This is a genomic window from Pseudomonas fluorescens (genome assembly GCF_900636825.1).
GTDB lineage: Bacteria > Pseudomonadota > Gammaproteobacteria > Pseudomonadales > Pseudomonadaceae > Aquipseudomonas > Aquipseudomonas fluorescens_BG.
Map to the genome: position 1 here is coordinate 2,155,846 of NZ_LR134318.1, position 15,300 is coordinate 2,171,145.

The window sequence follows — 15,300 nt, forward strand, 5'->3', positions numbered from 1 at the left end:
AAACGGCCTACGTCCGGCTCAGAAACTGCCGGCTTGTTAGGAAGGGAGGAGGATTCTATTGTTGACGCCAACGGCCAGGGAAGGTCTCGGTAACCGAAAAAGGTGTCGAATTGAAAGTCAGGGAAGTGCTGCACAATCCAATCTGTGACACGTCGAGCAAGGGGTGGAATACGCAAATCATGAATGCCATCAGCCGCGAAGAGTTCAATGCCAGAATCGAGACCATCGAAACCCGAATGGATACTCGGGTGAACGAAGTGTCGGCAAAAATCGATGCGTTTCTGGTGGCTCAGGCTGAGCGCGACAAAGCTCAACTCGAACGAGACAAACGCTACGATTCGATTGCGACGCAGATGCAGGACACTGCGCGAAGGGCAGAGGATGCGGCCAGGCAGGGGGCGACAGTCAAGGCGAATGTCTGGGCGGCCACTGTCGTGCAATTGGTTGGCATCGTTGCGATCGTTGTCGGCGCTTGCTACGCCAATCAGGCCAACACGTATGTGGCGATTCAAACTACGCTGGCGGCCATTCAGGCAGGCAAGGAGTTCCGGCCACCGAGCCCTTTCGATTTTTCTTTACCTGAATCGCCCGAATAAAAAACGGCCTTCACTGGAAGGCCGTTTTCGTGGGCGCTGACGCACTGCCTCATGGCATCTCTGGCAATTCCTGCGGCCGCAAATCGAACACCAACACCTCGGCATCCACGCCGTTGCTCACGGTCAGCGCTTGTTCTTCACGAACCCGCACACCGTCGCCTTCCTGCAACTGCACGCCGTTGAGTTCGACACTCCCGCGCGCTACATGCACATAGGCATAACGGTTGGCAGGCAGTTTCAGCGTGGCGCTTTCCTTACCGTCGAACAGGCCGGCGTAAACTCGGGCGTCCTGACGCACCTTCAGCGATCCATCGCTGCCGTCCGGCGAAATGATCAGTTGCAAGCGGCCGCGTTTTTTCTGTGCGCTGAAATGCTCTTGTTGATAGCGCGGTTTTGCGCCGCTGACCTCTGGCACGATCCAGATTTGCAGGAAGTGCACAGGTTTCGTCGCCGAATGGTTGAACTCGCTGTGCGCCACACCGCTGCCGGCGCTCATGAGTTGCACATCACCAGGGCGGATGACTGAACCGGTGCCCAGAGTGTCTTTGTGTTCCAGCGCGCCTTCGAGTACGTAGGAGAAAATTTCCATGTCGCGGTGCGGATGTTGGCCAAACCCTTTACCAGCGGCGACGCGGTCATCATTGATCACCAGCAGGTCGGAAAAACCCTGCTCACGCGGGTTGCGGTAGCTGGCGAAAGAAAAAGTATGAAAGGACTTCAACCAGCCATGATTGGCGAGGCCACGATCGGAGGCTTTGCGAAGAGTCAGCATGATGAAATCTCCTTACGGGACGTGAATTCGTCCGAGTGAGGAGAAGGTTACTGTTTACCATGCTGCTCAAAAAGTAGATGGAAATTGAAAGACTGTCCTGCTCAGGTTGACAGTTTTGCGGTAACGTTCACCAATTCTTCGGCGCGCCCGACTCGCACTTAGCCATAATGTGCAGCGGCTAGACGCGTTTAAATTCTTGATCCCGGTGACGTATTCCATGAAAACCGTGGCAATGGTGCTGTTTCCCGATTTTCTTCTGCTCGACATGGCTGGGCCGCTCGAGGTGTTTTCGGTTGCCAACCGTTACTTGCCGGCAGAGTCGCACTATCAACTGGTCACCCTCGGCACCGAGCAGGGAGCGCTGCGCGCATCCAACGGTGTGAAGGTGCAAGCCGACCGGCACATTGATGAAGCCTGTGAACATTACGACCTGCTACTGATCCCCGGCGGTCCGGGAGCATACAACGAAAGATTTCCGGCGTTGTTCGCCTGGCTGCCTTGCGCGGTGCAGCGTGCTGGCGGTTACGGTTCGATCTGCACCGGCGCTTTCATATTGGGGCATGCCGGATTGCTCGATGGTTATCGCGTGACCACTCACTGGAACTACACCGAGCGTTTGATCAAAGGTTTTCCAAAGGCGAGCGTCGCGACCGACCAGATCTTTGTTGAAGATCGTAACCTGATCACTTCCGGCGGGGTGACCGCAGGCATCGACCTGGCACTCGCGGTGATTGCCCGGGACCACGGCAAGAAGCTTGCGCAGGATGTCGCGAAAGTGCTGCTGGTGGTGATGAAGCGGCAGGGCGGTCAAGCGCAGTTCAGCCCGTTGATGGCCGCAGTCGCCCCAGTGGAAACCCCCATTACTCGGGTGCAGAACCAGGTCCTGGAACATCTCGACGAAGCATTCTCTGTGGAACGCATGGCCGGTCTGGCGAATATGAGTGCACGCCACTTCGCCCGTTTGTTCGCCCGCGACGTTGGCATGACCCCCATGGAATTCTTGCAGAATGCGCGCATCGATTGTGCGCGGAACCTGCTCGAAACCAGCGATCTGCCGCTGAAGACCGTGGCCTACAAAAGTGGCTTTGGCAGTGTTCGACATATGCGGTCACTGTTTGCCGAAAAGCTCGGACTGACCCCCGCGCAGTACCGCGAACAGTTCAGTTAGAGCGGTTCTGTCCGTCTGGCGCACCCCGATGTCCGTGCTGCGCCGTGCTTAATGGTTGTACCGTCACCAGACACTGCCAAGATAGCTGTCATGAACAGCCATCACGATTTGAGTTCGGCGTCGGTGCTGCGTTTCGGCCCTTACGCGTTTCATACGCGCCAACGGCTGATCCTCGAAGGGGATCGGCAACTGCGTATGGGCGGTCGTGCGCTGGACATTCTGCAAGTGCTGGTCGAACGCGCCGCAAGAGTGGTCAGCAAAGAGCAACTGATCGCTCTGGTCTGGCCGACTTCGGTGGTCGAAGAGATCAACCTGCGCGTGCACATCGCGGCGCTACGCCGCGCCCTGCGTGATGGAGAAAACGGTCAGCGCTACATCGTCAATGTGCCCCAGCGCGGTTACAGCTTCATCGCGCCGGTGCAGTACGACATCACCGCTCAACCGGTTTTCCAGCACTTGCAAGCGCCGCAACATAATTTGCCTGCGCGACTGACACCGGTGACCGGTCGCGATGCTCTGGTCGGCGATCTGGTGCGACAACTGCCGCTGTGCCGAATGATGACCCTCACGGGGCCGGCTGGTGTGGGCAAAACCACGGTCGCACTGCGCGTGGCCGAGCTGATGCTGGAGCATTTTTGCGATGGCGTTTGGCGGGTTGATCTGGCTTTGATCGATGACACCACGCCGCTGCTCGATGCGGTGCTGGACACCCTCGAGACCGACTTCGACATCCTGACACAGCGCCATGCCTTATTGATTCTGGATAATTGCGAACATCTGCGCGAACGCTGTCAGGCGCTGGTGCGCCGCTTGCTCGACGCTGCGCCGCGCCTGTCGGTGCTGGCGACAAGCCGCGAGGCGCTACAGGTCCATCCGGAAAAGCTTCAGCCTTTAGGACCACTCACCGTGCCAAGGTCTTCGGCGTCGATCAGCATAGAAGAGGCAATGAGTTATTCGGCAGTTCAGCTGTTTGTCAGTCGTGCGCGGACCCGTCAGCAGGGCTTCGTGCTGCGTGAACAGGATCTTGAAGCGGTGTGTGACATTTGCCGCCGACTTGACGGATTGCCCTTGGCGATCGAGCTGGCGGTAACCCAGATCGATGCGCTGGCGCTGGTCGGGTTGCAAGCGCAAATGGGCAATTGTCTGCAATTGCTCAGTCACGGTCGGCGCACCGCCGTTCCGCGCCATCAAACGCTCAAGGCCGCGCTCGACTGGGGCTATCACCGCCTCAGTGGACTCGAACAATTGGCCCTGCAACGGCTGTCGGTATTTCACAAAGTCTTCACGCTTGATGACGCGTCGGCCGTCATCACCTGTGCCAGTCTGACGCCGCCAGTGCTGACGACAGTCCTTGCGCAACTGGTCGGTAAATCGTGGCTGAGCATGGAGCGGCGCATTGGCGGTGAGCGCTACCGGCTGCTCAATACCACTCGCAGTTACGCTTGGGAGCAATGGCTTGAGCAGGAGGAGTGGATCGATTTCGAACAACGCTATGCGCGCTACCTGAATCGCGAGAAACGCGCGTCAGTGCTGCAATTGGCGGTCTAGCTGATCCAGCAAGTCGCGCACCTTTCGCAGGTCTGGAGTGGCATAGCCTTCGGTGAACCGTTGGTAGATCGGCATCAACAGATCCAGTGCCTCGCGATAGCGATTTTGCCGTTGCCACAGCTGCGCCAGAGAGGTAGCGCTGCGCAGCTCCCAGGCGAGCGCGCCTTGGGATTGGGCAACGGACAGGGCTTGCTGAAGGATTTGTTCTGCGACCTGAAGATTGTCGCTGGCTGAACGGACGCTTTCGCGAGCAAGCTCGCTCCCACAGTAGTCCGCGGTCGATACCACTCCGATGTAGGAGCGAGCCTGCTCGCGAAGGCTTTGGTCGGAGCACTGCAAATCCTCAGCCATCATCCGCGCCGCCCGTGCCCGCAAAATCTCCGCTGTGCTCCAGCCCGCCTCACCCATGCATGCCCGTTGCATTAATGCCTCGTCAACGAAGCGCTCATCGAGCGTGACCATGACTTCCCGAATCAATCCACTGTCCGCGGTCTGCATCGGCGCCGCGTTGTCAGCGTCGATCACTTGCGCGTAATGCCGGGCCCACGTATGGAACAGCAGCACGGAATGTTTCTGCGATTGTTCGAGCAACAGTTGCAGCAATGCCCGGGCGTTCTGCCGGTCGCCGTTGTAATGAGCGATCAAACACGACGCCAGGGCCAGGGTGTAACAAATCGACGTGCCGTGGTTGATCTGCAGGGCGATGTCCAGTGCCTGCCGCGCGGTGCGCCATGCTTGTTCAGGAAAACCCTGCAGCCACAACACCCGCGCGAGCACCGTCAGCGAGGCTACGCTCTGATCGTACTGCACGCCGAAACCATGGGTGAATCGATTGAGGTGGCCACTCTGAGCCATGCGTTCGATGACCTGTTCGGCGTGTGTCCGGGCTTGCGGCTGGTCGCCGGCGTAATGCAGCGCCAGCACGCGCAGACGGTGCGTGCTCAGCGACAGCAGCGGATCATCGTGGGCGCCGAGCTGATTGAACTGTTCACTTTGCGCCAGCGCCGCGCGGTAATGTCCGCAGCTGAGATTGACGGCCATGTGCCCGGATACCGCGCGGAGCTGACCGGCGACATCGCTGTGTTCCTGCGCCATTGCGTGAGCATCGACGAACGCCTGGATGGTTTCTGCGGTGCCGCCCCACATGTGATAACAGGCGCTGCCATGCGCCAGTTGCAAGGCAATCGTCAGGTGCGGGCAGGGCGGGCGCAGGCTTTGCGAACGCTGCAACGCTTGGCGCACATAGCCGCCGTATTCCTTGAGCAGCGACAGCTCCTGCCAGAGCGGCGCTGATGCCGCGGTCAAGCGGACACCGAGATCGCCGGGGCCGTCACCGTTGAGGCTCCAATCCAGTGCTGCGCGCAAATCCTCGAGGCCTCGAGCGTAGCGCTCGATCCACAGCTTCGTCGGCGTGTGCTCCCAATCCATTTGCGCCTGGTCCATCAGCGCCAGGCAGCGTTGTCCGTGGCGTTCGCGGGTTTCTTCGAATTCCGCGGCGAGGTCGAGTTTTTCCAGGGCATAGCGACGCGTCGTGTCGAGCAATCGGTAGAAAACCTCCTCATCGCCGACCTCGACACTGAGCAGCGATTTTGCGACCAGTTGGGTGATCGACGCGAACACCGCTTCGGGCTTGATCTCCGGGCCGACAATCACTGCCGCCGCCGATTCCAGCGTGAAACCGCCGCGAAACACGCTCAACCGGCGCAGGCCGGTCTGCTCACAGCGGTTGAGTAGATTGAAACTCCAGTCCAGCGTGGCGCGCAGGGTCAGGTGCCGTTCCAGAGGGCTCTGCTGGCCCGCGACCAAGGGCGGCAAGCGCCCCTGCAATTGAGTCAGCAAACCCTTCAGCCCCAACTCGCCGACCTGCGCGGCGGCCAGCTCCAATGCCAGCGGAATACCGTCCAGCCGATGGCAGATTTCGATCGCCAAGGGTAACTGTTCGTCTTCCAGTTCGAAGCTTTCCAGCGCCGCGGTGGCGCGTTCGACAAACAGCTGCAGGGCTGAGAATCCCAGTGTCTGCTGGCGATCCAGCACGGCTGTCATCGACGGGTAATCGAGAGAATCCAGACGCTGCACGTATTCGCCTTCAGCGCGCAGGCTTTCGCGGCTGGTGGCGAGGATATGCACCTTCGGTGCCCCGCGCAGAATGCTTTCGCTGAGGGTCGCCACCGCGTCGATCAAGTGCTCGCAATTGTCGATCACCAGCAACATCTGGCGTTGGCTCAGGCCTCTGATCAGGCTCGCCAGCGGATCGCTGTCGGCCAGCGTCAGATCGAGCAGGGCGGCCAGATGCGACCCGATCAGGCGCGGATCATTGAGGGGAGCCAGATCCACCAGCCGAATACCATCAGGGTATTGCCCGATCAACTGCTCGGCCACGCGCAGGGCCACGGTGGTTTTGCCAATGCCACCGGGGCCGACCAGGGTGATGCAGCGCTGGCGCGGCAGTTGCGTCATCAGACTGTCGACCAGCGCCTGGCGCCCGATCATGCGCGTGCGGCGCAGCGGCAGGTTGTGGCGGGCGGCGCTGGCGACGGGCCGTTGCTCAATCGATTCGAAAACAATCGGCGCGACAAAACTATAGCCGCGCTGCGCCACGGTAATGATGTAGCGCTGGCCGGCCTGGCCGTCGCCCAGTGCCTTGCGCAGCGCCGCCATGTGGACGCGCAGGTTGATCTCTTCGACCACAGTGTCGGGCCAGACCGCCGCCATCAATTGTTGCTTGCTCAGCACTTCGCCGGCATGCGCCAGCAGCGTCAACAGAATGTCCATCGCCCGGCGACCGAGGCGCAACGGCTGCTCGCCCTCCAGCACCAGACGCTGCTTGGGAACAATCCGATAGGGGCCGAAACCGATGGCCTGATTCGGGGAAAAACTCAACAGCTCACTCCTGCGGTGCCGCGACGGACAGGACGAATCGGGGCCTGGCGCGCGCGCAGACCTTCCAGTTCGTGATGTCCCGGCATAATCCTCAGGTTTTGGCGTCAGCGCAACGGCTGGCGCCTAGCCACTCTTCAAAAAGGCACGTGGCGTGGGCGGCTGGTCTTGGGTTCACGCATGACCTGACAGCGCCAGGCGAACGGGTTGATCCCTTCGCTGCGGGTGAACATGTGGCAGAAGTGCGCCTGATCGCAAAAGCCGCATTCCAGGCTGATTTGCGTCAGGCTCATATCGGTGTGTTGAATCAGCAGTTTGGCCCGGGCGATGCGCTGTTTGCGGATCCAGTCCTGCGGCGACAGCCCGGTGCTGCATTTGAAGGCGCGCGAGAAATGGCTGCGTGACAGCGAACAGGCGCGGGCCAGTTCGGTCACTTCAAGGCTTTCGCCCAGACGTTCGAGAATCAACAGTTTCACCTGGCGTTCGCGCTGCGGACTGAGTCCGCCGGTGGCGCTTTTGCGCGGTTCGCTGGCAGGGGCGAGGGCGACGGTTTGCTGTAATTGAGCCATGGCCAAAGTCCGTGTCGGAGGGGAAGGCACGGGTAGCGCTTCCCTCAGGTCGAAAAACAACGCTGAGCAGAGGTATTCATTGTTGGGCGCGCGCACGTTGTCTGACGAGTTAATCGTTGTTAATTTCGCTCTGGCCCGGCGTTCACAGGCCGGTGGATCGCGTAAAGTGCGTAGCACTTGCGTCTGGCTGGTTATAAGGAATCCGTGCCCATGAACCGTAATGATCTGCGCCGCGTCGACATGAACCTGCTGGTGATTTTCGAAGCGCTGATGTTCGAAAAGAACCTGACCCGCGTGGCGGAAAAACTGTTCATGGGGCAACCGGCGGTAAGCGCGGCGTTGGGCCGTTTGCGCGATCTGTTCGACGATCCGTTGTTGCTGCGCAATGGTCGCGGCATGGAACCCACGGCCCGCGCGCTGGCGATTCTCAAGGAACTGCAACCGGCGATGGACGTGATTTCCGGCGCCGTCAGCCGCGCCAAGGAGTTCGAGCCGGCGAGCAGTTGCGATGTGTTCCGCATCGGTTTGTCGGATGACGCCGAGTTCGGCTTGTTTCCGCCGCTGCTGCGTCAGCTTCAGCAAGAGGCGCCGGGTATCGTTGTGGTGGTGCGGCGCGCCAACTATTTATTGATGCCGGCCTTGCTGGCCTCTGGGGAAATCTCTGTCGGCGTCAGTTACACCACCGATTTGCCGGCCAATGCCAAACGCAAAAAACTGCGCGACATTCCCTGCAAAGTCCTGCGCGGCGATGACCGTCCGGAGCCGCTGACGCTTGACGAGTATTGCGAGCGTCCGCATGCGATGGTGTCGTTCTCCGGGGACTTGAGCGGCAACATCGACATGGATCTGGCCAAGATCGGCCGTTCGCGCCGTGTTGTCCTCGGTGTTCCACAGTTCAGCGGTTTGCGCGCCTTGCTCGCCGGCACCGAAATGATCGCAACCGTGCCAGATTACGCCGCATGCGCATTGGTTGATGGCTGCGCCTTGCGCGCCGAGGATCCACCGTTCCCGATTGACGCGGCGCAGTTGTCGATGGCGTGGAGCGGGGTGCACGACAACGACCCGGCAGAGAAGTGGCTGCGCGCACGGATCAGCCAGTTCATGGCGGCGCCGCTGGATATTGCCCAGACGTGATACCCAACTCAGAGGGCAAGCTGCCCACCGCTCGTCGAAAATAGCCCCGCACCTGTCATTGTTGACAGTAGCGGTGGTGACACGTTTGCGTGTGTGATAGGCCAGTGTCCATTGGGGCAACTTAGGCCATGCACAGGAGCGCGAGGATGAATAGCCCGAAGAACACGATAGTGATAGATGGCTTATTACCCCCATATGTTCTGGAGAGCTGGACGCCCACGCTGCTGAATCCAAAGTCAGCCAGATATTCACTGACGTTTGCCTGCGATGCTGTCCTTGAGCCCACGGACCGACTGAGCGCCAAATGGCAGGGCGCACCGGGGACGCCACCTGAAGGCACCTATTCCTCAGATTTCGTCGAAGTCGGCGACCGGCGCCCGGTAGTTCTGCCTATCCCTTATTCGTTGGCGGCGATCAATCAAGGTAGGACGGTGACACTTACCTACCAGATCATTCGCGGCAGCTCGCCGACAGTGACATCGCTACCGCAGATATTGTATGTCCTGCCACTGGCGCAAGCAGATTTGCCCCGAGTAATGATCGTGCAGGCAGACGAGGAGGGACGAGGTCTCGATTTATCCGTTAAAGACTTGGCTCAATTTACCTTGAGAATCGATGCATGGCCTTTGATCATGCAGGGACATTTTTTTTGGGCCCGGCTTAAAGGCACAAACGCAGACGGTAGTGTGTTTGATCAACAGTACTGGCGTGCGCCGGAAAGTGTGGTCGATCTGGATTTTTTCCGATTCGGCTTCTTCGCGCAGGATTTTCCCGCCGCTGTGCTGCAGGGGCTCAAGGATCGCAGCGTGCTGACCGTGGAGTTCAGTGCATCGCTCGATGCCAGTGAGGAAGAAACCGATGCCGTGGTTTTTGCGCCACGCCATTACATCGTCAGCACCGCAACGCCGCCGTTGCCAGATAAGCCTGAAATCGTCTCTGTGACAGATGCGGCCGGCCAAGCCATTGCCGACGGAGGAGAAACAGCGCACACCCGTGTGACGATCAGCGGCACCGCGATGCCTGACGAACAAGTGGAAGTGTTTGACGGGTCAGACTCCAAGGGGCCGGTTCGTGCCGGTTCGGGTATCTGGTCTCTCTGCCTATCTGAATTGGCCGTCGGTGCTCATTCGTTCACAGCCAAGGCTTTGTACGGCGATGGTCATATCACCGACCCTTGGGCAATCAGCGTCAAACCGGTGGTGAGTGGGCAATTGAGCATCGAGGAAGCGCCTGACAACGTCAGCCTTGATCCGCTTCGCGCACTCACTTCACTGACTGCCGTGTTGGACTATGACATGCGGCCCACCGATAGAATCAGTGTGACGGTGACGGCCGCTGAGGGCACACCCGCTGCAGGCTCGCATACCACTGCGCCAGTGGTGGCCGGTACAACGCGTCCGAGAAGAATCACATTGCCCAAAGCACTGGTGGCATACAGCATCGGAAAATCAATGGCGGTGAATTTTACCTACACACGGGACGGTTCCCTGCCGGTGGCGTTGCCGCCGCTGCGCCTTGACGTGCTGCCGATTGCTATGGACAGACTTCCCGCACCAGTGATTACTCAAGCCAATGGCACCGAGTTCCTGAACTTGAGTGATGTGCAATCCGGCGCAACGCTGTTTTTTGGCGATTGGCCGCATATTGCGATGTACCAGCGACTCCACCTGGTTTTGCAAGGCCAGAAAGTTGATGGCCCGCATGACTTACAGTTTTGGGCTGGTAACAGTATCGTGCCTCGATCATGGGTGGAGAATGGCAGTTACAGCGTGACTATTGCGGCCCGTTATCTGCGCCAACTGAGCGAAAACAGCAAGCTGGTCATCCGTTTCAGTGTCAACCTGGATCAGGTGCCCGACCCGGAAAAGGCGACCGTCTTTCAAACTCGCGAATACACCATACGGGGAGTGCCTCTTAACCAATAGCTGTTTTTGATCCGCCTTCGCGAGCAGGCTCGCTCCCACAGGGTTCGGTGTGATGCCTGGTTTTTCGGTGTATTAAACATCGCTGTTTAAGCAACACCAGCAGACACTCTTTCAGGCTACGCAACCTTGCGCCTTTGCCTACAGCTACGCCAGAATCCGCCGGCTTGTGCGCTTGTGGTCCGGTCTCTATTGTTTGCGGGTCGCTGAAAAGATCAGCGATCGGGTTTAGCGATCCGGCTCCGACTACAGACGCAACAACGCTCCGCTCTCGATTGTGGTTTTCCCTTTTTGCAATCGCGTAATGGTGGCTGTGCGTGGGAGACCGAAAGGTCTACCCGGGGTTTCTGTGACCCGGATCGCTAACCTGCGTACAGCCGCCACCCCCAACTTGTTTAGCGATAAGTCGTGGCGGCTCAGACCCTCACGGAGATTCACCATGTTCAAAGTCACACCCAACCCGCCAAACACCAAGCCCGCGTCCCCCCACGAAACCCTCGATTCCAGAAAACTCAACGAAGCCGCCGACCGCGCCCTCGACCATTACCTCTGTCCACCCGGCTCCACGCCGCCCCCACGCAGAATTCGTGGCATGTACGCCGTGACCGCCGACAACAAAAACGAAGAGCTGCTGGCCGATGCCAGCGCAACACTCGCCTCGGCCAAAACCCTGGCCCAGGACGTCGCCAACCTGCTGCCCGTGTCCCAGCGCCGGGCGTTGCTGGGGATTGCGCAACTGATCATGCTCGGCGAGCTGGCGGTGAATCGGGTGCTGGATAACCTCGATCTACCTGCCTGAACACATTCCCTGTGGGAGCGAGCTTGCTCGCGAAGGCGTCGGGTCAGCTATAAATACGTTGAATGACACGTCGCTTTCGCTGGCAAGCCAGCTCCCACAGGGATCTGCGGTGTTCTGGGAGTTTCGGCACGCCGCAGAACTAAGCACACCCATCCAATTTCCCCCCACCCATCCCCGGCATGATTCACCCCAATGACTATTCAAGGGTGGGCCCATGCACGTTTCTCAACGGGATGAACAGGCACGCGATTTCGGTTTGCTGTTTCTGCGGGTGACCGGCGGGTTGTTCCTGTTGTGGGTTCACGGCCTGCCCAAGCTGCTGGACTTCACCGCGCAACTTCAACTGATCGAAGACCCGTTCCACCTCGGCGCCCACCTCACGCTCATCCTGGCGATTTTTGCCGAAGTTGTCTGTCCGCTACTGATCATCGCCGGGGTGCTGGCGCGATTGGCCTGCTTGCCTATTCTCTTTGTGCTGCTGGTGGCGTTGCTGATCGTGCATCCGCAGTGGAGTGTCGCCGAAGGGCAATTCGGCTGGTTGCTGCTGATCCTGTTTACCACTGTGTTTATCGCCGGGCCGGGACGGCTGGCGATTTCTGTTCGTTTGCCCGGAGTGTTGCGTTATGCCTGAAGTCCTCAATCCACAAGCACCGGGGGCCGATGAGACGGTCACGTTGATCATCAAACACTCGGTAAAAACCGGCTTTGAGTCGGCGTATGAAGCCTGGCTGCGCAACATCGTCCGGGTTGCCGGGCAACGCGAAGGGCATCTGGGCGTGGACGTGGTGCGCGGCAAGCGCGGGCGTCTCGACTTTTATACCTGTGTGCTGCGCTTCAGCTCCACCGAAGCGATGCAAGGCTGGCTGGAATCGCCGCAACGTCGCGCGCTGATCGATGAAGCCGCGCCAATGCTTGCGGACGGCGATCAGACCGAAGTCGCGCCGATCAATGAATTCTGGTTCTCGCCTTTGGCTGATGCCGCTTCGCCGCCGCCACGCTGGAAACAGGCCGTGGTCTCGCTGCTGGTGATTCTGCCGCACACCTTGCTGGTGCCGCTGATCTGGGGCCCGTTGCTGGCGCTGCATCCGATTCTTTCCAACTACGTCATCGCGACGTTCCTGATCACCCTGACCATCGTCCTTTCGGTGGTGTACGTGGTGATGCCGCCGGTCACCCGGTTGTTTACGCCGTGGCTCGAAGCGAACCAGGCCCATGAACACCTCGATTCCCAAGAAACCTCGCTGCGTTGAGCGCGCGGGGTTTGCTCCTTTTCACTTTGCTTGAGGAACTGCGATGAGCGCCGATCTGATTTTATTCAATGGCCAATTTCATACCGTAGACCGTACCAAACCGCTGGCCAGCGCCGTGGCCATCACCGATGGCCGTTTTGTGGTTGTCGGCAACGACGCGCAAGCCATGGCCCTGCGCGGCCCGAATACACAAGTGGTCGACATGCATGGCCGCTGCGTCATCCCTGGCCTCAACGACTCGCACTTGCACCTGATTCGGGGCGGTTTGAACTACAACCTCGAACTGCGCTGGGAAGGCGTGCCGTCGCTGGCCGACGCACTGCGCATGCTCAAGGATCAGGCCGATCGCACGCCAACTCCGCAATGGGTGCGCGTGGTCGGTGGCTGGAACGAATTCCAGTTCGCCGAAAAACGCATGCCCACCCTCGAAGAGATCAACCAGGCGGCGCCGGACACCCCGGTGTTCATCCTGCATCTCTATGATCGTGCGCTGCTCAACCGCGCCGCTCTGCGCGTGGCCGGCTACACCCGCGACACGCCGAACCCGCCGGGTGGCGAGATCGTGCGCGACAGCAACGGCAACCCGACCGGCATGCTGGTCGCGCGACCAAACGCGATGATTCTGTACTCGACGCTGGCCAAAGGGCCGAAGCTGCCGCTGGAATACCAGGTCAACTCGACCCGCCAATTCATGCGCGAACTCAATCGCCTCGGTCTGACCAGTGCAATCGATGCCGGCGGCGGTTTCCAGAACTATCCGGACGATTACCAAGTCATCGAGCAATTGGCCAAAGACGACCAGTTGACCGTGCGCATCGCCTACAACCTGTTCACGCAAAAACCGAAAGAAGAGCTGAGCGATTTCCAGAACTGGACCGGCAGCGTCAAATTGCATCAGGGCGATGACTTCCTGCGTCACAACGGCGCCGGTGAGATGCTGGTGTTCTCGGCGGCAGACTTCGAAGACTTCCTCGAACCGCGGCCGGACTTGCCGCAGACCATGGAGCAAGAGCTGGAGCCGGTGGTGCGCCACTTGGTTGAACAGCGCTGGCCGTTCCGTCTGCACGCGACGTACAACGAATCGATCAGCCGCATGCTCGACGTGTTCGAGAAGGTCAATCGCGACATTCCGTTCAATGGTTTGCCGTGGTTCTTCGACCATGCTGAAACCATCACCCCGCAGAACATCGAACGGGTGAAAGCACTGGGCGGCGGCATTGCGATTCAGGATCGCATGGCGTTCCAGGGTGAGTACTTTGTCGACCGCTATGGCAAGCAAGCTGCCGAAGCGACCCCACCGATCAAACGCATGCTTGCCGAAGGCGTACCGGTTGGCGCGGGCACCGATGCCACGCGGGTGTCGAGCTACAACCCGTGGACTTCGCTGTATTGGATGGTCAGCGGTCGCACTGTCGGCGGCCTGGCGCTGTACGAAGAAGGCTTGCCGCGCACCACCGCGCTGGAATTGTTCACCCACGGCAGCGCCTGGTTCTCTTCGGAGCAGGGCAAGAAAGGCCAGATCAAAGTCGGGCAACTAGCGGACCTGGCGGCACTGAGCGCGGATTTCTTCCACGTCGAGGAAGAAGCGATCAAGTGGATTGAGTCGGTACTGACCGTGGTCGGCGGCAAGATTGTCTACGCCGCTGGCGACTTCGAAGATCTCGGTCCGCGTTCGATTCCGGTGCTGCCGGACTGGTCGCCCGTGGTGAAAGTCCCGGGGCACTGGCGGCCGAATTCGCCGTTGCAGGCGCAAGTTCACCAGTGCAGCGGCCCCTGCGCCGTGCACACCCACAGCCATGAAAAGGCGCGGATGTCGAACGCCCCGGTCAGCGATTTCGCCGGTTTCTGGGGCGCGTTCGGTTGCTCCTGCTTCGCTTTCTGATTCTGTAAAAAGCGCCGGCCATCCGGTCGGCGCTTAGCGCTTCATCCATCCGTCCACGAAGGAGTTTCCCATGAGCGTTCCTTACACCCGTCTGAACAAAGATGATGCAGTGGTGCTGCTGGTCGATCACCAGACCGGTCTGATTTCGCTGGTGCAGGATTTCACCCCGAACGAGTTCAAGAACAACGTGCTGGCGCTGGGCGACATCGCCAAGTTCTTCAAGCTGCCAACCATTCTGGCCACCAGTTTTGACGCAGGTCCCAATGGCCCGATCGTGCCTGAGCTGCGTGAGCAATTCCCGGACGCGCCGTTCATCCAGCGTCCAGGCCAGATCAATGCGTGGGACAACGAAGACTTCGTCAAGGCAATCAAAGCGACCGGTCGCAAGCAACTGATCATCGCCGGTGTGGTGACTGACGTTTGCGTTGCATTCCCGACGCTGTCGGCCATTGCTGAAGGCTATGAAGTGTTTGTCGTGACCGATTCGTCCGGCACTTTCAATACCACTGTGCAGCAAGCGGCGTGGGCGCGGATGTCGGCGGCGGGTGCACACCTGCTGAACTGGTTCTCGGTGGCGTGCGAGCTGCAAGGCGACTGGCGCAACGACATGGAAGGCCTGGCGCATCTGCTGTCTGAGCGTCTGCCTAACTATCGCAACCTGATCAACAGCTACACCAAGTTGACCGCCAAGTAAGATCAAAAGATCGCAGCCTGCGGCAGCTCCTACAGGGAATTGCAGTGCAGGCTGCGATTTTTTGCGCTCAACTCCTACAGGGAATTGCG

General features: G+C 59.6%; 13 protein-coding genes. 10 read left to right on the forward strand and 3 right to left on the reverse strand.

Annotated features, from left to right (window positions below; genetic code table 11):
• Positions 1-179 precede the first annotated feature (179 nt).
• The gene (locus EL257_RS09780; protein ID WP_126362021.1) at positions 180-596 is read left to right on the forward strand and encodes a hypothetical protein; all 417 of its coding nucleotides are present in this window, start codon (positions 180-182) and stop codon (positions 594-596) included.
• Positions 597-645: 49 nt separating this feature from the next.
• On the opposite strand, the gene EL257_RS09785 is transcribed toward EL257_RS09780, so the two are convergent.
• Positions 646-1,368: a pirin family protein gene (locus EL257_RS09785; protein ID WP_126362023.1), complete on the reverse strand. Its 723-nt coding sequence runs from the start codon at positions 1,366-1,368 to the stop codon at positions 646-648.
• 217 nt (positions 1,369-1,585) lie between these two features.
• Here EL257_RS09785 and EL257_RS09790 point away from each other — a divergent pair, with 217 nt between their 5' ends.
• Both EL257_RS09790 and EL257_RS09795 read left to right on the forward strand, forming a co-directional pair.
• Positions 1,586-2,536 (forward strand): GlxA family transcriptional regulator, encoded by a 951-nt coding sequence (locus EL257_RS09790; RefSeq protein ID WP_126362025.1) that lies wholly within the window; start codon positions 1,586-1,588, stop codon positions 2,534-2,536.
• 90 nt (positions 2,537-2,626) lie between these two features.
• Entirely contained in the window at positions 2,627-4,084 is a 1,458-nt protein-coding gene (locus EL257_RS09795) for an ATP-binding protein (RefSeq protein WP_126362027.1), read from the forward strand.
• On the opposite strand, the gene EL257_RS09800 is transcribed toward EL257_RS09795, so the two are convergent.
• The gene (locus EL257_RS09800; RefSeq protein WP_126362029.1) at positions 4,061-6,964 is read right to left on the reverse strand and encodes an ATP-binding protein; all 2,904 of its coding nucleotides are present in this window, start codon (positions 6,962-6,964) and stop codon (positions 4,061-4,063) included. The genes EL257_RS09795 and EL257_RS09800 overlap by 24 nt on opposite strands.
• A gap of 134 nt (positions 6,965-7,098) precedes the next feature.
• Positions 7,099-7,530 (reverse strand): helix-turn-helix domain-containing protein, encoded by a 432-nt coding sequence (locus tag EL257_RS09805; RefSeq protein WP_126362031.1) that lies wholly within the window; start codon positions 7,528-7,530, stop codon positions 7,099-7,101.
• Between the two features lie 210 nt (positions 7,531-7,740).
• Here EL257_RS09805 and EL257_RS09810 point away from each other — a divergent pair, with 210 nt between their 5' ends.
• The 7 genes from EL257_RS09810 to ycaC all read left to right on the forward strand — a co-directional run bounded on the left by EL257_RS09810 (position 7,741) and on the right by ycaC (position 15,211).
• Positions 7,741-8,664 carry a LysR family transcriptional regulator gene (locus EL257_RS09810; protein ID WP_126362033.1) on the forward strand — a complete coding sequence of 308 codons (924 nt, stop codon included), beginning with the start codon at positions 7,741-7,743 and terminating at the stop codon, positions 8,662-8,664.
• A 146-nt stretch (positions 8,665-8,810) separates the two neighbouring features.
• Entirely contained in the window at positions 8,811-10,589 is a 1,779-nt protein-coding gene (locus EL257_RS27715; RefSeq protein ID WP_172604465.1) for a hypothetical protein, read from the forward strand.
• A gap of 436 nt (positions 10,590-11,025) precedes the next feature.
• The gene (locus EL257_RS09820) at positions 11,026-11,385 is read left to right on the forward strand and encodes a DUF6124 family protein (protein ID WP_126362035.1); all 360 of its coding nucleotides are present in this window, start codon (positions 11,026-11,028) and stop codon (positions 11,383-11,385) included.
• A 214-nt stretch (positions 11,386-11,599) separates the two neighbouring features.
• Complete coding sequence (locus EL257_RS09825; protein ID WP_126362037.1) at positions 11,600-12,016, forward strand: DoxX family protein; 417 nt, start codon at positions 11,600-11,602, stop codon at positions 12,014-12,016.
• Entirely contained in the window at positions 12,009-12,635 is a 627-nt protein-coding gene (locus EL257_RS09830; RefSeq protein ID WP_126362039.1) for an antibiotic biosynthesis monooxygenase, read from the forward strand. The genes EL257_RS09825 and EL257_RS09830 overlap by 8 nt, the downstream gene beginning before the upstream one ends.
• Before the next feature lie 43 nt (positions 12,636-12,678).
• Positions 12,679-14,517 carry an amidohydrolase gene (locus EL257_RS09835; RefSeq protein WP_126362041.1) on the forward strand — a complete coding sequence of 613 codons (1,839 nt, stop codon included), beginning with the start codon at positions 12,679-12,681 and terminating at the stop codon, positions 14,515-14,517.
• 70 nt (positions 14,518-14,587) lie between these two features.
• Entirely contained in the window at positions 14,588-15,211 is a 624-nt protein-coding gene (ycaC, locus tag EL257_RS09840; protein WP_126362044.1) for an isochorismate family cysteine hydrolase YcaC, read from the forward strand.
• The last annotated feature ends 89 nt before the right edge of the window (positions 15,212-15,300 follow it).